13 protein-coding genes are annotated in these 19,099 nt (G+C 33.5%); all 13 read right to left on the reverse strand.

Annotated elements, in window-relative coordinates; translation table 11 throughout:
• Positions 1-25: 25 nt before the first annotated feature.
• The 13 genes from lon to pilQ all read right to left on the reverse strand — a co-directional run bounded on the left by lon (position 26) and on the right by pilQ (position 19,027).
• Entirely contained in the window at positions 26-2,509 is a 2,484-nt protein-coding gene (lon, locus tag M902_RS09070) for an endopeptidase La (protein WP_021267679.1), read from the reverse strand.
• A gap of 12 nt (positions 2,510-2,521) precedes the next feature.
• Complete coding sequence (locus tag M902_RS09075) at positions 2,522-3,004, reverse strand: hypothetical protein (protein ID WP_021267566.1); 483 nt, start codon at positions 3,002-3,004, stop codon at positions 2,522-2,524.
• A 73-nt stretch (positions 3,005-3,077) separates the two neighbouring features.
• Positions 3,078-3,758 (reverse strand): hypothetical protein, encoded by a 681-nt coding sequence (locus M902_RS09080; RefSeq protein WP_156979794.1) that lies wholly within the window; start codon positions 3,756-3,758, stop codon positions 3,078-3,080.
• Positions 3,759-3,797: 39 nt separating this feature from the next.
• A complete protein-coding gene (locus tag M902_RS09085; RefSeq protein WP_021267592.1) occupies positions 3,798-6,347 on the reverse strand; it encodes a hypothetical protein in 2,550 nt (849 codons plus the stop codon).
• A 102-nt stretch (positions 6,348-6,449) separates the two neighbouring features.
• Positions 6,450-6,851 carry a 30S ribosomal protein S9 gene (rpsI, locus tag M902_RS09090; protein WP_021267519.1) on the reverse strand — a complete coding sequence of 134 codons (402 nt, stop codon included), beginning with the start codon at positions 6,849-6,851 and terminating at the stop codon, positions 6,450-6,452.
• A gap of 15 nt (positions 6,852-6,866) precedes the next feature.
• The gene (gene rplM / locus M902_RS09095; RefSeq protein WP_021267593.1) at positions 6,867-7,304 is read right to left on the reverse strand and encodes a 50S ribosomal protein L13; all 438 of its coding nucleotides are present in this window, start codon (positions 7,302-7,304) and stop codon (positions 6,867-6,869) included.
• A gap of 236 nt (positions 7,305-7,540) precedes the next feature.
• A complete protein-coding gene (locus M902_RS09100) occupies positions 7,541-10,393 on the reverse strand; it encodes an outer membrane protein assembly factor (protein ID WP_021267498.1) in 2,853 nt (950 codons plus the stop codon).
• On the reverse strand, positions 10,381-14,325 hold the full coding sequence (locus M902_RS09105; RefSeq protein ID WP_021267480.1) for a translocation/assembly module TamB domain-containing protein: 3,945 nt from the start codon (positions 14,323-14,325) through the stop codon (positions 10,381-10,383). The genes M902_RS09100 and M902_RS09105 overlap by 13 nt, the downstream gene beginning before the upstream one ends.
• A complete protein-coding gene (locus M902_RS09110) occupies positions 14,322-15,209 on the reverse strand; it encodes a hypothetical protein (protein ID WP_040314550.1) in 888 nt (295 codons plus the stop codon). Before M902_RS09110 ends, M902_RS09105 begins: the two co-directional genes overlap by 4 nt.
• Before the next feature lie 151 nt (positions 15,210-15,360).
• Complete coding sequence (efp, locus tag M902_RS09115; RefSeq protein ID WP_021267488.1) at positions 15,361-15,933, reverse strand: elongation factor P; 573 nt, start codon at positions 15,931-15,933, stop codon at positions 15,361-15,363.
• Positions 15,934-15,942: 9 nt separating this feature from the next.
• Positions 15,943-16,377 (reverse strand): type II 3-dehydroquinate dehydratase, encoded by a 435-nt coding sequence (locus tag M902_RS09120; protein ID WP_021267744.1) that lies wholly within the window; start codon positions 16,375-16,377, stop codon positions 15,943-15,945.
• Positions 16,370-17,230, reverse strand: a complete 861-nt coding sequence (locus M902_RS09125) for a CDC27 family protein (protein WP_021267651.1) — start codon at positions 17,228-17,230, stop codon at positions 16,370-16,372. The genes M902_RS09120 and M902_RS09125 overlap by 8 nt, the downstream gene beginning before the upstream one ends.
• The gene (gene pilQ, locus M902_RS09130; protein WP_021267551.1) at positions 17,231-19,027 is read right to left on the reverse strand and encodes a type IV pilus secretin PilQ; all 1,797 of its coding nucleotides are present in this window, start codon (positions 19,025-19,027) and stop codon (positions 17,231-17,233) included. It abuts the gene before it with no gap.
• Between the last annotated feature and the right edge of the window lie 72 nt (positions 19,028-19,099).

The raw sequence follows: 19,099 nt of genomic DNA on the forward strand, positions 1-19,099 counted from the left end.
AAGGCCCTAATAAGGGCCTTTTTTATTACTTAAATTTTGGTTTGAATTTTGGAAGCGCTATTTTTAAAACTTCATCAAAGTGCGCAACAGGATAGAACTTCATTCCCTTTCTATGTCTTTCAGGAACTTCCTTTAAATCCTTTTCATTATCAATTGGTAACATGATATTCGTAATACCTGCTCTCTTTGCAGCTAATACTTTCTCTTTAATTCCACCAACAGGAAGAACCTTACCTGTTAAAGATAGCTCACCAGTCATGGCCAGGTTACTCTTAATTGTCACATTGTGAGCAAGCGAGTAAAGAGCAAGTGCCATTGTAATACCTGCAGATGGCCCATCTTTTGGAGTCGCACCAGCTGGAAGGTGAAGGTGAACTTCTCTTTCAGAAAGGAAGTCTTCCATATCATCTTCATTTTCATCTGAAGCCTTTCTCTTAGGCTTCATTTTGAAAAATTCTTCCATCTCATTTTGAAGAAGTTGCTTAACATAACTATATGCAAGATTAGCAGACTCATTCATTACATCACCTAACTGACCAGTTAGCTTGAAACCTTTGCCATTAAGAGAAAGTGTTTCGATATAAAGAATATCACCACCGTAACCAGTCCAAGCAAGCCCCGTAGTCATACCAGGACAAAGCTTTTTCAGTGCCTTCTCACTTTGATAGCGTGCAGTTCCTAAGATATCTTCAAGTTCTGTAGGTTTTGGATTAAATACCTTATGTCTCTTGGCCTTAACTTTTTCAAGCGCAGCACGACGACACATTTTAGCGATCATCTGCTCCATCACACGAACACCTGGCTCACGTGCATAATCTTCGATTAACTTCTTAAGAGTGGATTTTGTCAGGCTAATATCTTTCTTTTCTAATCCATGTTTTTTAATTTGTTTTGGAATTACCCATTTAGTCGCGATTGAAAGCTTTTCTTCCATCGTATAACCACTAAGTTCAATAATCTCCATACGATCTAAAAGAGGCTCAGGAATATCGCCAATGTAATTAGCTGTCGAGATGAAAAGAACTTTCGAAAGATCAAAAGGAACATCTAGGTAGTGATCGATAAAGTTATGGTTTTGCTCAGGATCTAAAACCTCTAGTAGCGCGGATGCTGGGTCGCCTTGGAAAGATTGTCCTAGCTTGTCGATTTCATCAAGCATGATGACAGGATTATTCACCTCAACACGCTTCATCGCTTGGATTAAGCGGCCAGGCATTGCTCCAACATATGTTCTTCTATGTCCTTTAATCTCTGCCTCATCTCTCATACCACCAAGAGAAAAACGATAGAATTTACGACCTAAAGATTCCGCAATTGATTTCCCCATCGATGTTTTACCAACACCAGGAGGACCTGCTAAACAAAGAATTGTTCCATCAAATTGTGGCTTTAACTTACGAACGGCCAAGAACTCCATAATTCTTTCTTTTGCTTTTTCAAGGCCATAGTGTTCTTTTTCAAGAATCTTCTGCGCCTTATCCATATCAACATGATCTTCAGTTGATTTTGACCAAGGAAGATCGACAATCCAATTTAGGTATGTACGAGTAACATTGTACTCTGGAGAAGAATCAGGAATTACCTCAAGTCTTTCAATTTCTTCGTTTACAGATTTAAGAACATCTTCCGGTAGTTTTGCTTCAAGAATTCTTTCTTTAAGCTTACTGATATCACGGGCCTTGTCGTCTTCTTCTAGACCAAGCTCAGATTTAATTACCTTGAGCTGTTCACGTAGGAAGTATTCTCTCTGATACTTATTAACCTTATCGTTTACTTCATCAGAAATTTTCTTTTGAATATCAGCAACATCTTTTTCTCTTTTTAGATATACTAATAGCTTTCCAAAACGTTTCTTAACAACAAGGGTTTCTAGAAAATCTTGTGCTTCTGGAATATCTAGCGATAGTGCAAATGCAACCAAGTCAGCGAGCGCTCCAGGTGAAGAAGAGTTAATCATCGCAAGTTTCATTTCTTCGTTAAAGTAAGCATTTACTTCACTCAGTTTTTTAACCTGATTGATGATCGAACGAGTGTATGCATCAAGCTCTTCATCTTCTTCTAAGATATCGTCAAATACTTCGTACTTAGCTCTTAGTAGTGGAGATTGTTCGTAAATATTTGAAGCACGGTATCTTTTTATACCGTGAACGAGAACATTAACTGAACCATCCGGTAACTTCAATCTTTTAACTACCTTACAAAGAACACCTACTTTATAAATATCCTTTGAAGTTATTTCCCTAGAGTCTAGGTCTTCTTGAATAGAAGGATCAATTTCTCCTTCTTCATTTTTAAGATCATTCTTAACAAGGTTAAGAGCAAGATAACCACTTTTAATTAGATACTCATCTAATTCAGCAGTGAACTTATCTTCAGTTAAAATAATTGGCGCAATCATTCCCGGAAAAATCGGGCTATTCATAATAGGTATGATTACAACATCTTCAGGAAATTTTTCATCTCCTTGAGAGTCTTTAATTTGCACGTTGTACTCTTCGTATTCATTCATAATAAGTCACACCTACTTTTTAATATCGATTACTAATCGACCTGGATTTTTTAAAGTAAAAACATCAATTGAATGTTTTCCATCAATGACAAGTTCTGCAGAAAGTGTATCGTCTCCAACTGGATAAAAATCTACTTTCTTCACAAGTTTAGAAGTTCCAAAAGAACCAACTTTTTTATTAAGCTTTGTTTTAAAGAAATCTACATAGATCTTATTCTCTTTTTCCGACTTATAACCATAGACTCTTGGAGCCTCACTTGTTTCAAAGTCAAAGACAAGTCTTTCAAAACCTCTTGAGCTACCATTTCCATGACGAATTGATTTCAATACAGAAGTAGCATTACTATTTGTCGAGTGAAAGATTCCTTTATTGAAAAAGATTGACCTTTTTTTATCCGGAATTTTACGAATTCTTTCGTTTAATAAATCTTGTGAATAGGCCTGGTGGCCCAGTGAAAAAACTGTGAATAACAAAAGTACTTTTAATAGATTCATATTTACCTTCCATGGGATAATTAGTTAAATTTTACTAAATTGCGCGTTAAAAATGAATAGTAAATTTGGATAATTAGGCTTTTGATTTTCTTAACTGTGCCGCACCAAGTAATCCAAACAAAAGAGCTAACCAATAGATGTGAATTTTATATTCACTAGATTCTTTAGAATTATCGACTGATGCAATTTTTCTACCTACGGACTTCTTATGAAAAATATCTTTATCTGTTCCAATTCCTTTCAACCCTTCACCATAGATACTACTTATCCATAGATTAAATGTGCTAAATGAATTGGCACCAAATTTAGGATTATCTGGAAATGCTTGTGAAATGACGGCATCTTCACCATTGCGACCAATAACATTATAAACACCAAGACGTTCATTTAACGGATAAAAATCATACTCACCTTTTCTCAAAAGAACGATATAGCGGCGTCCAACAACGAATCTCGGTTTTAGCTTATTAGGATAATCAATCCCCTGCCAAGTTCCGCCACTATAGACGAAGCTAAAGGAGTTCTTATTCAAAAGTTGTCGAGAGCCTAAGCCTACTGATTTCTCTAAATTAAATGAAACATTAGTTACAACTGATCCATCACTTAACTTCTTAGGAAAACTACCTTGATAGGTTCCCATAATAATAGCATTGGACTCAGAGAGCTGTTTACTCAATGGGATTTGAAATAACTCTTGTGCTGAACTAGTTATAGAAATAAATATAAGAATAGAGCACAATAAGAACCTTAACATACGATTCTTATCGGATATTACATCTAATACTTTAGCCTTTTAATCAAGTTCTATCGTATTGAAATTACTAAAAACCTCATGGTTATCGAGAAGAACTAGCGTATTACCTTGGCCAGTTAATCCCTCAAGCAATTCACAAATGGAAGACAGTTCGTTAATTGATAAACCATAGGAGATGTTTGTTAGCACAATAATCGAGTTCTTTACCTTCTTATCAATCGCCTTTAGAAGTTTTACCCGAAGCCTCTCTCCACCAGAAAGCGAAGGAATTGTTCGGTCGAGAGTTAAGTAGTCAAGGTTTAGAAGTTTTAAATATTCAATCGTTCTTTTGATTTTAGGTGTTGTAGGAAGTGTTTCAAATAAAGTTGATACTGGTGTCTTACAAGCATCAATAATAGTGTACCTTCCATCGGTTATAGAAGCGTAGAATTTCTTCAACCCCGTTCCACCGCATTCATCACAATCGAAAGTAACGTCTTCTAAAAATTGCATATCAATTTCTTGAATCCCCTTTCCCTCGCAAACTACACATTGACCAAGTTTGCTGTTTTTAGAAAAGTGTCCTTTTTCTAGGCCAAGAGATTTAGAAACAGGAAGCTTTGAAAAATAATTTCTTACGTGGCCACTCAAGTCTAGGGCCGTTCCAACAGTTGAACGACTAGTCGATTTTTCAATTCTTGTTTCATAAATAAAGATATTCTCAATACCATCAGGATAATTTAAATCATCGATTTCATAAGTAGTTTCAAAATCATACTTTTCATTGAAGATATCTTCATTCAACTCATTAAACAAAGCATTGATAACAAGCCTCTTATCAAAGGAATCTATCTTAGTTTTTACTTGATTAATTGTTCCAACTTGAAATTTAATTTCATTATATCTAAATCCTTCAAACTCTATATTTTTAAAAATAATTTCTTCGTCTGATATTTTCTTTTTTGATAATTGTTTTTGGACTTTTTCAATTTTTGGTAATTTATGTGCAACAACTTCACCACCAAGATGACCTGCACCTGGTCCAATTACAATATTGTGGTCACTTCCTTGTTGCAGAACTCTACTATGTTCAACCATCACAACTGTATTATTTATTGAAAGTTTTTTTAAAAATTTTAATAGTACTTTTTGTTCATCCGAGTTCATCCCAAGGCTTGGCTCATCAAGAACAAATAAAGAACCACTTCCTTGAAAGCTTAAATAACGTACTAATAGAGATTTTTGATACTCACTCGTCTCTAGTGACTTAAGTTTTGTCATTAGAGGAAATTGACCTAAGCCTAATTCGATTGCAATTTCTAATTTACTTAAGATTTTTTTTACGATTGTATCACTCTTGTCTACAAATAGGTTCTCATATAATTCTTCAAGAGTTAGAGATAAACAATCTCCATATGAGATTATATTCTGTAGTTTTCCACAATGAAGTAGAGCACTAGGAGAAACTCTTCTACCGTCACAAATATGACAACATTTTTCACTTTGTAGTGACCTTAGAAAAATTCTCGCAGAACGCTTATATCGCTTCTCTTCAAGTCCATAGAGAAAGTTTAAAACACCATAAAAGCGTCCACTTCCTCTCATAAGAATTTCTTCAATTTCGTCTTTAACATCACAAAAACGACTATCTGGAGAGACTCCTACTTTCTTAATTTCGGCAATAAAGTGCTTATAATGCTCACTATATTTTGCATACTCTAAGAAAGTAATGGCCCCATCAGAGATTTTTTTCTTAGGAAATTTTACAATTTTATTAATATCATAACTAAGTGTCGATCCATATCCCTTACATTCAGAACACGCTCCAACTCCATTGTAAGGAAGAAGATCGCTAATTTGTCTCGCACTACGAACTTCTTCTTTTGAACACTTAGGACAAAAGGCCGTCGTATTTAAGTTGAAGTGTTTAAGTTCGTCTTGACCAGCAAGATAAACACTTAACTGGGCAACAGAATTATTCTTTATTAACTCCATCCATTTTTTTCTAAATTGGCCAATACTCTTAGGCTTTATTCGAAAGATCTCCCATTGGGAATCATCTTTATCAAAATCACGTATTGTTGTTGTTTTTGAATCAAAACTTCTAGCAGGCATCCCACTTATGTTCTCGAGATAATGATCCTTACCAATTAGCACATGAATAACTTTACAATTATCAGTTAGAGTATCAGATATCTCCGTTTCAACTTGTGAAAGTCCATCAACAAATTTATTTCCATGTATTAAGCACTTTGTTGAGTACGGCTCAAAAAATAACTGCGCTAACTCGTAGCTTATCTCAAGTTGGTCGGCCATATTTAGGCGTGATCCAACGATTGGATTATTTTGCGCTAAACTCCAAACAGGTAAAACAGGAGAAATACTATCAACCTCAGCACTTGTTGGAACTCTTTCAAAGAAGTTCATTGAAGAAGGAAGCGAATTTAAAAATCTTCTCTTGGACTCATTTGCCAATGTATTAAAAACTAGTGAAGACTTTCCTGATCCAGATACACCAGAAACACAAGAGATCTTATTAATTGGAAATTCAACATCAATATTTTTTAGATTATTAGTTCTTACGCCTTTAAGCTGAATGGATTTTGCCATAAGAGTTTATAGCATAGATGAAAAGTTTTTGATAGGCCCATGAATAAACAAGGCCCACAATTGTGGGCCCCGCATATATTCGAAAATATTGTAAGATAAATCTTAACGCTTCGAGAATTGGTACTTTGCTCTTGCACCTTTCTGACCAGCTTTTTGTCTTTCAACTTTTCTTGGATCTCTTGTAAGGAATCCAGCTGATTTAAGCTCGCCTCTAAGAGCTGCATCGATCTTAAGAATTGCTCTTGCAATACCAAGACGAGTAGCACCCGCTTGACCAGTAGTTCCACCACCAGTAACGTTGATCTTTAGATCATATTTATCTGCAAGTTTAAGTAGGTTTAGAGGTTGGTTAACAACGTATCTATCTGTACCTTTTGTGAAGTACTCTTTGATATCTCTATTATTAACAACAACTTTACCAGTTCCTGCAGCCATATAAACTCTAGCAACTGAAGATTTTCTTCTACCAACTGCCTGTGAATCCCAAGTTTTTCCTTTAGCCATAATAATAACCTCTTACTAGAATTTGTATTCTACTGGGTTTTGAGCGCTATGAGCATGCTCAGATCCAGCAAAAACCTTAAGTTTTGTTAGTTGTTTTCTACCTAGAGAATTCTTAGGAAGCATACCCTTTACAGCGTTCATAAGAATCGCTTCTGGCTTTCTTTCTAATTGTTCTTTAGCAGTTCTTTCTTTAAGTCCACCAGCATACCCTGTGTGTCTGTAGTAAACTTTATCGTTCCACTTATTCCCAGTAAATCTAACTTTTTCTGCGTTAATAACAACAACAAAATCACCAGAATCTGTATGAGGAGTGTACTTTGGTGAGTTCTTTCCTCTTAATACATTAGCGATTTCAGTTGCTAAACGTCCAACTACCATATCAGTAGCATCAATTAAGTGCCATTTTTTGTCAGCGTCTGCTGGCTTCAACACAAATGATTTCTCAGTGTACATAGTAACCTTCCACTTTAATAATGTTAAAAATCAATAAAACGTAAACGCATCATCAGAATAAAATGACTTGTTTACAACACTTAAGGACCTAAAGGCCCATAATTCCGTTGTTTGTGGGGTAACGGGTTTCGGCAGATATTAAACAATTTATGCCAATAAAACAATGGGAAATTGTTATTTTTTTGGCCATGCGTAATATTTTCTTCGATCTTAAATATCTGAAATTACGAAAAATTCTAAAATTGGCCAATCGTGATATGAAAACGGCCAAATGAGTCACCACCAATGCGGTCTAATTTAATCCCGTAGTCAAAATCTAAAGAGCCAATAGGAGTAAAAAACTTAAAGCTCATACCTACCGACTTCAATAGGTCGAAGTTATCAATTTTATCAACAAAGACACGTCCCGCATCAAAAAAGACAGCAATGGCAGAATAATCACCTATATAATATCTTGGTTCAAGTCTAAAGTTTACAAAGAAGGCCTCGCCTCTAACTGTTGTATCATTAATATATGTACCATCTGTCAGCCTTCCACTTTCTAGATCACTATAACCACGAAGATAGTCGCGTCCAATTAAACGAAAAACCTTTAAGGGTGGGATATAACCTGTTGTCATTGGCTTACCATCAGTATCGATAATAATATTTCCACTGCTATCTTTAACGATATCGCTTGAGAAGTTGTGCTCGTAGCCTAAGGCAATCGAAGTTGCTAAAGTAATATCTCCCATAGGGATATAGTTGAAGTTGCGAATCACGGCCTTATGATAGTCAATAGTTAGGTCTTCGCTTTCTTGTGAACCAAGGTACGGGTTTGCAAATTCCCAAGAGAAATTAAACCAAGCGCCTTTCTTAGGAAGCGTTTTATTATCTCTAAAGTCTAATGATATCTCAGGCCTGATTGCACCAATGATATATTTATCTTCATCAATTGCATCAGTTGCATCAAATTGTCTGATATTATCAAATTCATAAGTAAGAGTCATTGATAAGACGTCAGAGAAGGTCTTAATTAGTTGTGGAGAGAAACTAATAATATCAGCATCAAAGTCAGAGTATCTTTTTCTTTCATATCGAGCAGTGGCCTTAAAAGTTACTTTTGATTTGAATAGATCATAGAATAGATACGGCTCAACATATTGAAACTGTACTAATCCTTCTAACAATTTTCTCGAGTCCTCTCTTCTTCGATCATCAAGATACGAGAAATCAGTTCTCCAGTTTGTCTGTGCTTTAAAGATGAAAGAGCGGTTCATTCCATTGAAGTTATTGTAAGAAATTGTAGTAGAGAATTTTAAACCGAGATCGGTTCTAAAGCCTGGGGCTATTTCAGCAAGACCAAAATCTTTCTCTGTAACTTTAATAACAAAGTTTAAGTACTTTTCTGTCGGTGAGACTTCTTCACCAACAAATGAAGAAATATTTACATTTGAAAATAAGCCTAGTTCTCTTAAGCGAGCAATAAAATCATTCATGGCCTTAGGAGTAACGAGATCACCACGTTCTAGCGGAAGCTCTCTTCTAATAACAACATCTTTTGTCGTTGAGTTCCCAGTAACGATGACATTACCAAGGTAGGTCTTTACACCAACACCAAATTTTAGGTTTAATTCAATTTCATTAGTTGCCGAGTTTACATTAACAATCTTTTTCGGACGTTTTTCAGTATAAGTACTAAAGTAATAACCACGTGTTTTTAGAGAAACAAGAGCATTCTTTAAGTCCTCATCAATATGAACAACATTGAAGGGCCTTCCTATTTTATTTTTAAGTACATCCTTAATAAAGTATCTGGCCTCTTCATCTTCAACCCCCTCAATATTGATCTTACTTAAAACATACTGAGAACCTTCTGAAATTGAGAAAGATACGATTGCAGCATCCCCGCCATCGATAAAGTCGACTTTAGGCTTTTCAATATTAACGAAGATATAACCATCTTTAACATAAATTTCTTTAATCTTCTCAGAGGCATTCTCAAGTCCTCTTTCATGCAGATAGTCTGCCTTTAACAGATCAGAGTCAGTCTTATAGTAGACTTCATTTAGTTTTTTACGATTTTTAAAGTGATTTCCATTAAAATTAATCTGGGCCACTTTGACCTTGCGTCCTTCATTAAGTGTAAAATAAAAATTTAAAATTTTATTTCCATTAATATCAACGCCACGTGCTTCTGTTAGTTTAGACTTTGCATAGTAATAACCATTTTCACGGTACAAGTTAACAATATGTCGATTAAGTGAAATATCATCAAATCGTCCCTTATTGTTTTGTATATATTTTTTAACGTGGGAGAGAAGGACGTTATGATTCAAGCGATAATTATTATGAAAATTAACACCGAATCGAGATCCTAATTCAACATTAAAAACTAGCTCATAATTACCATTCTTTAAAACATTTAATTCTTCTTTTACTCGTGATAGCCAAAAACCATTTCTTATTAATAAGGAACGATACTCTTGAAGCATTTTCTTATAATTTGTAAAATCAAGTGAGTTTCCTTTAATACGATGCCAGAACTTTTCAGCTTCGAATAATTTTAAACCAGCGAGACCATTTAGTTTTATTTCCTCTAGTCGTCTAATCTCGTTTTTAAATAGGTTTAATGTAATCTTTATTCCCTCTTGATTTAACTCTTTAGAGATTGAACCTACTTTTGACCCTTTTTTGAAATACTCTTTACCTATGGTTTTAAGACCATCTTGTGCCGCCATTTCATCAAAATAATCACCTTCCTTCAATTTAAAATCGTTTTTAATACGACGATTAAGAACAGAGTCTGTCCCCTCTACATTAATAGAAAGAATTCTAGGCTTTGTTTCTACAACTATATTTAGACGGTTCTTTTTTACTTCATAATAAAAAGTTTTGTAATACGGTTTAGTTAATTCAAATTGAATAATACGACTTAACTCTTCACGTGTTAATTCCTTGCCTTCGTATTTTTTAAAACTTTCAATGATAAAAAGACACTCTTCACGGCCCGTACAATCAATATCGACATTTTTAATGTGAATATTTTTAGCACCTAGAGCAGTACCAAAAATAAAAATGAATGTGAGAATTAATCTTAGAATGACCATTTATATTTTATATCGGCACCCACAGAGCCGTCTGTTCCTTCTTTATTATTAGTATCATCTTCACTTTCAAAAATTCCTTCAATAGAAAGCTTGTCGCTTATACTATAATCAACATTGATCGATTGCTTATTACTTTCACTATCAAAGGTATTGGAAAACTTTAAGTTGATATTGTCATTTACTTTTTTCGTAATTTGTAATTTAGTGGCAGTTTTTACAGATTGCTCAGACTTCGTAGCTTCTTCAATTGGGCTATCAGAGCTTTCAGTAAACTCTGGTAAAACACTAAGTTTTAAGCCAAGTGCAGCGTCTAGTCCTTCATTAATATTTAACTGATCAACTAAAAATGTTCCAATTCCAATCGTTGTTAAATTTGTTCTTTGACTATCTTCTAAGTTTTGGGAAAAGTCAGATGTTACTCCAAGCGTGAGCAATGAAAAAATATTATCACGAGAAAGAGATGGATTTGATTCTAAGTTGATTGAAATATCATCAACTGAACCTGTAATTCCCATTTCAATATCATATTGTCCAATAGTAGAATTTGCTAAGAGATTCAAAGTAATAGGTTCAATATTCTCTTCTTTCGTAAAGAAAACTACTCCTTCAGATAAGATAAAGTCATTACCTCTGAATTTAAACTTACTCAAGCCAGGAACTATAATAAGTTGTCCCTGCATTGAGGGATTTGTAAACTGTCCATCTATTTGTAAGTCACCCGCAATCAAAAGGTCTGCTAAACGATTTCTTAACCTAACAGTTTCTTTAATACTTAAATCGATATCAAGATTGATTAGATCAGGAATACCTCTTTGGTTTTGGGTAATATACTTACTCAAACTCTTATTAAACTCTGATGAAGATTTAAAGTCATTAAATTCATTTTCAATAAGTCCACCATTAACAAAAACACTTCCTTTAATTAAATAAGGAAAGCCACGGCCACTTAGAGTTAATTTACCATCTGTGTTTATAATTGATCGCGATTCTACTTGATAGCCTACATTCGTATAATTAGAGGTTAAATATACCTCAGGCAGTGGAAAACTTGCCTTTATATATCCAGACAAATCAAAGTCACCAGACCCAATCTCACCACTTAAATTATTAATTAATATTTTTTTGTCACGATAAGAACCGACACCACTTGCATTTGAAATTTCTAATGCAACGCTTTTTAGCTTGAGTCCAAAGTTGGAAGTACTTAATGAATGAGACAAGTCATATTTATTACGATTTCCAACAATAATCCCCTTCCCTTTAATTGTTCCAAGAATCCTTTCAATCTCACTTGTTAAAAGAGTTAAATAACTAAGATTAATGTCTAAGTCTTGCACGAGTTGAAAATTAGTATCAACATTACCACTACCCACTAAATTATAGAAGCCACCAGAGCCACTAAGTGATATGTTTAGCTGCTTAATTTCAGATTGGTCGACTTCAATCGAAGTCGGCCTTTTTAATGTTAAAGAGCGTCCGTAATTACTTATGTGAAACTGAGTCAAATTTACGATAGAACTCACAGGACGACTTGGATCGAAGTCGTAAGATAATTGACCACTAAGTTGCACGAATCCATTCAATTCATTATTAAAAGAGTTGTGCTCAGAAATAAATGCTAGAGACGGTTTGATGTCTGGCATGTCTACATTATAGTTTAAATTAATTCGTGGATGACTTTTACTAAAGTCTAATTCGCCGTCCATATGGATACTTTGATTTAGTAAATTAGTTTTAAAGTTGATTACCTTATCTTTAAAACTAAATTCTAACTCTGAAGCTCCAATCTCTTCATTTCCAATTTTTGTTTCAGATAAATATGCATTCCCTTTTCCTTTAAGAACGCCGTTTTTCTTTGCTTCAACACTAGCGGAAAAGTGGCCATTATAGCCTAAACCAAGATCACGATATCGATAAAAGCTACCAAGCTTTATCGGTGTAGTTAGAAAATTAATTTCTTCAAATCCATTTTTAAAATTATAAATGAAGTCTGCCGATACACTTGATTGATTTTTCTTAACAAATGCATCTTTAATAGAAACATCGTCATTTGTAACGACAAGCTTCAAAGAGATATTATCAATAGGTTCCTTATAAACGCTAACTTTATCTGAGTTGATTTTTAAAGAAGTATTAAAGCTTGAAAACTTACCATTCAAATTTACATCAGCATTAAAAACACCATCAAAAGGTGTCGTATAGACTTTTATATCTTCCCATATTGGCTTAACATTTCGTTCTAGTAGATTTAAGTCAACATTATTAAGTCCAATATTTAAATTAACCACTTCTTTATCTAGGTTAACAGTTCCTGCAATAGATGTTTGTCCATTAGTGCTGTTTTTAAGTTCATTCACATAAATAATATTCTTATCAATAGAGTATCTTAGATCTACGTTAGATTCTTTTTCTAAAAGAAAACCAAATACTTCAATATACTTCGCGTTCAAAGTATGAACATCAATAACAACTTCATCGGATCCTTTAATCTTAATATCAAAGTCACCTCGACCTTTTGCAACCTCCGCAATCTCTCCACCTAGGTCAGAAATATTGAAATCATTTGCTTTAACTGTGAAGTCCACTTCACTACCAATAACAGATCCCCAACCAACAAGAGAAGAATTATTCATTTTTGCATTAATACCAATTCTAAAATCATTCCCAGCAAAGATATTTAGGCTTGATATATCAACTCTTTCAAAATTTAAAATGTTATCATGAGATGGTTTTAGAGCTAAATTCTTGATGTAGACGGGACTACCTTTTATATTGTCAACAAGGACGTCTCCGTTTTCATTCATACTTAATAATACTTTTCCATTTGCACGACCTTTTAAAAGGACAAAGTCATCTCCTAAGAAGTATAAAATGTCATTTAAATGAAGATTCCTAGTTTCAACAATAACTTTATTTTCAACTACTTGTTCCGCACTAAAGTTCAAAACTATTTTATCTGAGATTCTAGCTTGTCCATTATTAACTTCACCAACAAATTCTCTTAATGCTAGTTTATTATTACGGAATGAATATTTCGTTTGAAATTTATCAAGGTTAACATAATCAGAATGAATATTACTTCCATTTGAAACCCCACTAACAAAAATATCTTTCTTATCAATAGCACCAGTTATCGTAGCCTTTCCTTCTAGGATACCATCTATTTTTACATGATATTTCTTCTTTAACTCCTCAAAGCTATCAAAGTTTATTTTATACTCAATATCTGAATGAATTTTTTTATTTTTAAACTCGTATTTTCCAGAACCACTTATTTTTGAATCTTTAATAAATACATATCCATCTCTAACACGAATATTGTTTTCAACTATTTCAGCATCTAAAAACAAATTATCAACGACAGCACCCTGCCAACTAACATTTTCAATATCTAAAATAATATCGTAACTATATTCGAAAGGACTTAGGGCCAAATATTTTATTGGAATATTAAGGTTATTTTCAGAGATATAAAAATCAGAATTTCTAATTTCAATTTTATTTATCTTGAAAGGTAGTTGATCAGTTACATTATCAAGCGTATTAAAAACGCTTACCTGAGAAGTATCATCTTCACTTTTTTCTAATTTTTCAAGAACAATGTAGCCATCACTGAAGTCTACTGAATTAAATCTAATATTCGATGAAAATAGGCTCAATAAAGAGAAAGCTGCAGAAACATCCTTTACATGAACTTCTAATTCATCTTTCACCTTAAAATTAACATCCTCTAAGATTGTACGAGGAGGAAAAAATCCACCTGAGACTCTAGAGAATGAGAGACTCATATCTGAATCAAGAATGAGATTTTTATTTATATATTCTGTTAATATCGTTGATACATATCGCGATTGAATAAAGCGCCAAGCTCCAACTGCAAGAAGTCCAAAAACAAGAGTGAATATGATTAGAAATTTATTAACAAATCTCATCTCTTTAACATACCCTCTACATTTCTATAACCAGGACATATTCGGTTAACAATAACTGCTAAGAAGTATGCTCTCTCCTCGTTTCCGAGTTTTTTGTAGGCAACTGCCATTTCAAATAATGTATTTATATATTCATCTTTCGACTTACATCCATCAACTAATCTTTCTCTTAACTCAACTAATAATAGAAGCTCGTCTCTTTTATTTATTTTTATATCATTGCCATCAATATATTCTCTATCCAATACAGGCTTTGGAGTAGTTTTAACAAACTCTGGAATATCACTATAATCTTTTAAGTAGTAATTAATAGCTCTTATCAGATCATTGTCATCACAATTCTTTCCATACTTATAAATAATAGACTTATATTCACTTGTTTCGAAAAATAAAGGAATGACTTTAAAAATAGATTCGATGAACATCAAAGGATCGATTAATTCCAAATCTCTTTCAAGGTTTTTTCTTAATGTTGAGTACTGAAAATATTTTTCAGAGTTTTTAACAGTACTTATCGTTGAAATATAATTCGAGAATGTTTCATCTACTTTATCAGCACTAAATATACTTATATATGAATCAAAATTTAGTGAGTATGAAACATTGAAATGGTCTAAAATATTTTTCAATTCATTAAGACGATTAATTTTTTTTCGTTTTAACAAATAGCTTATTAATTTTTTAATCTCGAGTGAAAGTTTTTGTACTTTTCCAGTTGAATGAAATGATAGAATTTTAACTATTGAATCGATATATAAATTATGACTTAAACTCAATTCATTATTATTAATTGAATCACTTTCTAAAAACGCAATGAGTTCCCGCGTACTACCGAGTAACGTTTTTAAATCAAAATTTGAATTTGTCACTGTGTTTTCTGACACATTGCCCCTGGTATAAAATACAACTAACTATCTAATATTATTATATCAAATAATTAATTTAATTAATGTTAAGCGTACTTTTTACCACAGAAATAATTGGAATAGAGATAAGAAAAAGGCCCTTTTAAAAGGGCCCTTAATATTGGATATTTTATTTATTTACACGCTCTACATAGTCGCCAGTTCTCGTATCTATTTTCAGGGTTTCACCTTCTTTGATAAATAATGGAACGTTGACTTGAAGACCTGTTTCCATGATGGCCTTCTTTAGTCCACCTTGAGCTGTATCACCTTTCAAGCCTGGATCAGTTTCAGTTACAGCAAGTTCAACAAAGTTTGGAAGTTCAATCGAGATTGGCTTTCCTTTATAATATAATAGTTCTACTTTAATACCTTCTTGAAGGTAGTTAGCAGCATCTTCAATATATTCTGTTGCAACATGAATTGTTTCAAAAGTTGATTGATCCATGAAATTAAATCCATCAGGATCATTGTATAAATACTCTACTTCTTTTTCGTCTAGATCCGGTTGCATTGCACCCGTTGCGACACCAGATTTAAAAGTTCTTTCAATAACTGCACCTGTTTCAAGATTCTTAATTCTAAGCTTGTAAAAAGCTGAACCTTTACCAGGGTTAGTGAAGTCACATTTAATACAAACATATGGTTTGCCATCGATTTCTAGTTTTAAACCTTTCCTAAAATCATTTGTCGATATTTCCATAAAAACCCTTTAAATTAATTGCGATAATATTGCTAGGAAGTAACCTTTTTCTTTTAAACCTTCTATCACAGCTGATGAAGATTTTGCAGTAATTTTATTCTTTCTAAACTCCTCTCTAAGATTTGTATTAGATAAATGTACTTCAATTACTGGACACTTCATGACGCGCAAAGCGTCTAAAATAGCAATACTAGTATGAGAAAACGCAGCTGGGTTTATAATAAGTGCTTTATAACCACCCTCTGACGCAGCATGTATTTTTTCAATAATTTCTTGTTCACCATTAGACTGGAACCATTCGACATCAACTTTGTAGCCGAGCTTCTCAAGTTTTTTATTTGTATACGCCTCAATACCGACAAGATCTAGTGTTCCATAAATTTCAGGTTCACGCTTACCTAATAAATTTAAATTAGGACCATTAATGACTAAGAATTTATCCATTTAAAACTTCACTGCTTCTTTTCTTTAGATATGATTCAAATAGCTCAAATGCCATTGATAATTTTTCTAATTCAACCTTTGGTTTTTCTTCTAGCTTCTTGGCCGTAGATTCAAACGCGGCCATTAAATCTTCACGGCCTTTACTCTCACTTATCTCATCAAGTCCTTCAAGCTCTCTTAGTCTATCTTGAACTCTAGTATCATCAGGGTTCTCAACGAGTGCGCTATTTAGTACTTCAATAGCCTTTTGCTTGGCACCTTGCTTTAAGTAAAGATCTACTAATGTATGACTAAAGATTAATCCTGATTCCTCTTTACTCTTCTCTTCAACTACAGGTTCTTCTTTTATTTGTGGAACCAAACTTAGTGTGCTCCAGCTTTCTATCTCGTCATCAAGATTAGAAATATCAAAAGTTTTTTGAGTTAAGTCCTCATCTTCAACGCTATCGAAATTATCATACTTAACAATAAACTCAGAAGCTTCTATATCTTTAGGTGAGATGAAGAGAACTCTCTTATATGTATTTAGTGCTTCAAGAATAAGGTTTTGCTTAAAACAAGATTGAGCAAATAATTTTAAAAATTTAATATTATCGCCATTTATAGAAAGTTGGGGCCTTAATATAGTGTATGCCTCTTCTATCTCATTTTGTTCAAGAAGAAGTTGTCCATAAATAATAACTGCAGCAGAGAAGCTAGGGTGATGGATTAAACCTCTTTTCAGTAAAATAAGAGCTTCATCATTCATACCTACTTTACGATATATTTCGGCAAGCGGAGCAAAGACCTTCGAACGAGGGTCCTTCTCCAACTGACTCTTATATTTTGTTATTAAATTATTATAATTTTTCATCTACAAGCTACTTGTTAAACCTGCACGTTCTTGATTTATAACCCTTGGTGTAATAAAAATGACCAGTTCTGTCTTACTTATCTGTGGGTTATATGGAGTTCTAAATAACCAACCAACAATTGGAACATCTTTTAAATAAGGTACACCTGAATGTGATTCAATTTTAGAATAGCTATAAAGACCACCTAGAACAATAGTTGAACCATTTTCAACAAGTACATTTGTCTTTACCTGTCTTTTAGTTTTATCAGGTGGTGCTCCCGCAGCTGGTGCCGTACCAAATTGTTCTTTTGAGAGTTCAACAATTAGATCAATTGCCCCATCATTTGCAACCTGTGGTGTAACAGCAAGGCTAAGCTCAGCTGTTGTTTCTTTAAATGTAATTGTAAGGTCCTCACCTGTTCCTTCTCTTTCTTCAAATGAAGTAGTATCAGTTGAAATAATCTCAGCTTTAACATTGTGCTTAGTTACAACACGCGGAGATGCGATGATCTTTCCTTTCGACTCACTTTCTAGAAGCTGTAATTGAAAGTTTAGGTCAAATAATCGACCAAAACGAGAGATTGTTACACCAAGTAGATTTCTTGTAGCTTCACCAGTTGTCGGAGCACTTGAAAAACTTAACCCTGGACCAGAAATACTCGTCGTACTTGCCGAGCCTGTTAACTCTGTCGAAGTAGGAATTTGCCCAATAGGGTCATAGCCAAAATTTAAACCATTCTGTAGACCAATTTGTTTTTGATATCCTTCATTGACTTCAACAATTTTTGATTCAATTAATACCTGAGGTGTTTGACGATCTAAGATATCAACAATTTTAGCAATCTTTTCAGTAGTCTCTAAAGTATCATTAATAATTAAATTATTAGTACGCTCATCAGCAATAATCGAACCTCTTGCAGGAGTTACATAATCCTTCAGAAGTGTTGTTAAGTCTTTTGCCTTTGAGTATGAAATTGGAAGAATTTTTGTTACAAGAGGCTCTGCGACTTCTTTAATCTGTGTAGCTTCTCTCTCTTTTCTTTTCTCTTCAGTTGCTTGAGCAAGCGTCTTAATCGTTAAAATTGCGCCATTTTTTTCAGCAACAAGTTTATTAATTGATAAAACAGTGTCTAATGCCTGATCCCACGGAACATTAACAAGGTTCAGCGATAAGGGTTTAAGCTCTGCTACATCGTTTGTCATAATAACGTTAAAACCAGAAGCATCTGCAATCAGATCAAGAATATCGTTAATTTTCATATCCTTAACATTTAGAGAGATTTTATTACCCACATATTTCTTTTGTCCTGAAAGAGTTAGGTTTTCGAGAATATCTTCCATGCTCTTGGACTTAGGCTTTAAAAGCCTTTCTGCTTTCTTTTCTTCTACCGCAGATACAACATTATCCTGCTCTTTTGAACTAGCAAATGCCCCGTAGCGATTTTCAAAAATAATACTCGCTAAATTCCCAGACGTTTGAATTTTTGAACGTACATTATCACGTAGTTGAATGACGACTCTTATATCTTTAGAACTTCCTGGTGCCTTAAATGCTGAAACAAATACAACACTTCCAGAAAATTCAGATGTATCAAAGGCCCTTAAAACTCTTTGAGTAGATACAGCGTTTTCAATATCGATGATTACTTGCTTATCTTTTACTACTTGAAACTTCTTAATTTTGAAGTCATTCTTGTCAAAGTTAAAATTCAAGTAACTTAAGTCATCTTTTTGTTGAAAATCAATTTTTGTTAAATTTGCAGATAGTGCAAAAAATGAGTATAGAATCGATACTGCTATGACTATTTTTTTCATTTTTACTCTTCCTAAGTAAAATTATTATATATTTATGATATCACAATTTGAGTTTTATAAAAGTATTATGCA

The sequence above is a fragment of the Bacteriovorax sp. BAL6_X genome (genome assembly GCF_000443995.1).
Lineage (GTDB): Bacteria > Bdellovibrionota > Bacteriovoracia > Bacteriovoracales > Bacteriovoracaceae > Halobacteriovorax_A.

Excerpts from the sequence above, each read along its gene's own strand:
- M902_RS09120 (WP_021267744.1), bottom strand. The coding sequence starts at position 16,377 with ATGGATAAATTCTTAGTCATTAATGGTCCTAATTTAAATTTATTAGGT.
- M902_RS09105 (WP_021267480.1), bottom strand. The coding sequence starts at position 14,325 with ATGAGATTTGTTAATAAATTTCTAATCATATTCACTCTTGTTTTTGGA.
- lon (WP_021267679.1), bottom strand. The coding sequence starts at position 2,509 with ATGAATGAATACGAAGAGTACAACGTGCAAATTAAAGACTCTCAAGGA.
- rpsI (WP_021267519.1), bottom strand. The coding sequence starts at position 6,851 with ATGGCTAAAGGAAAAACTTGGGATTCACAGGCAGTTGGTAGAAGAAAA.
- M902_RS09085 (WP_021267592.1), bottom strand. The coding sequence starts at position 6,347 with ATGGCAAAATCCATTCAGCTTAAAGGCGTAAGAACTAATAATCTAAAA.
- rplM (WP_021267593.1), bottom strand. The coding sequence starts at position 7,304 with ATGTACACTGAGAAATCATTTGTGTTGAAGCCAGCAGACGCTGACAAA.
- M902_RS09100 (WP_021267498.1), bottom strand. The coding sequence starts at position 10,393 with ATGGTCATTCTAAGATTAATTCTCACATTCATTTTTATTTTTGGTACT.
- M902_RS09075 (WP_021267566.1), bottom strand. The coding sequence starts at position 3,004 with ATGAATCTATTAAAAGTACTTTTGTTATTCACAGTTTTTTCACTGGGC.
- M902_RS09080 (WP_156979794.1), bottom strand. The coding sequence starts at position 3,758 with ATGTTAAGGTTCTTATTGTGCTCTATTCTTATATTTATTTCTATAACT.
- efp (WP_021267488.1), bottom strand. The coding sequence starts at position 15,933 with ATGGAAATATCGACAAATGATTTTAGGAAAGGTTTAAAACTAGAAATC.
- M902_RS09125 (WP_021267651.1), bottom strand. The coding sequence starts at position 17,230 with ATGAAAAATTATAATAATTTAATAACAAAATATAAGAGTCAGTTGGAG.
- pilQ (WP_021267551.1), bottom strand. The coding sequence starts at position 19,027 with ATGAAAAAAATAGTCATAGCAGTATCGATTCTATACTCATTTTTTGCA.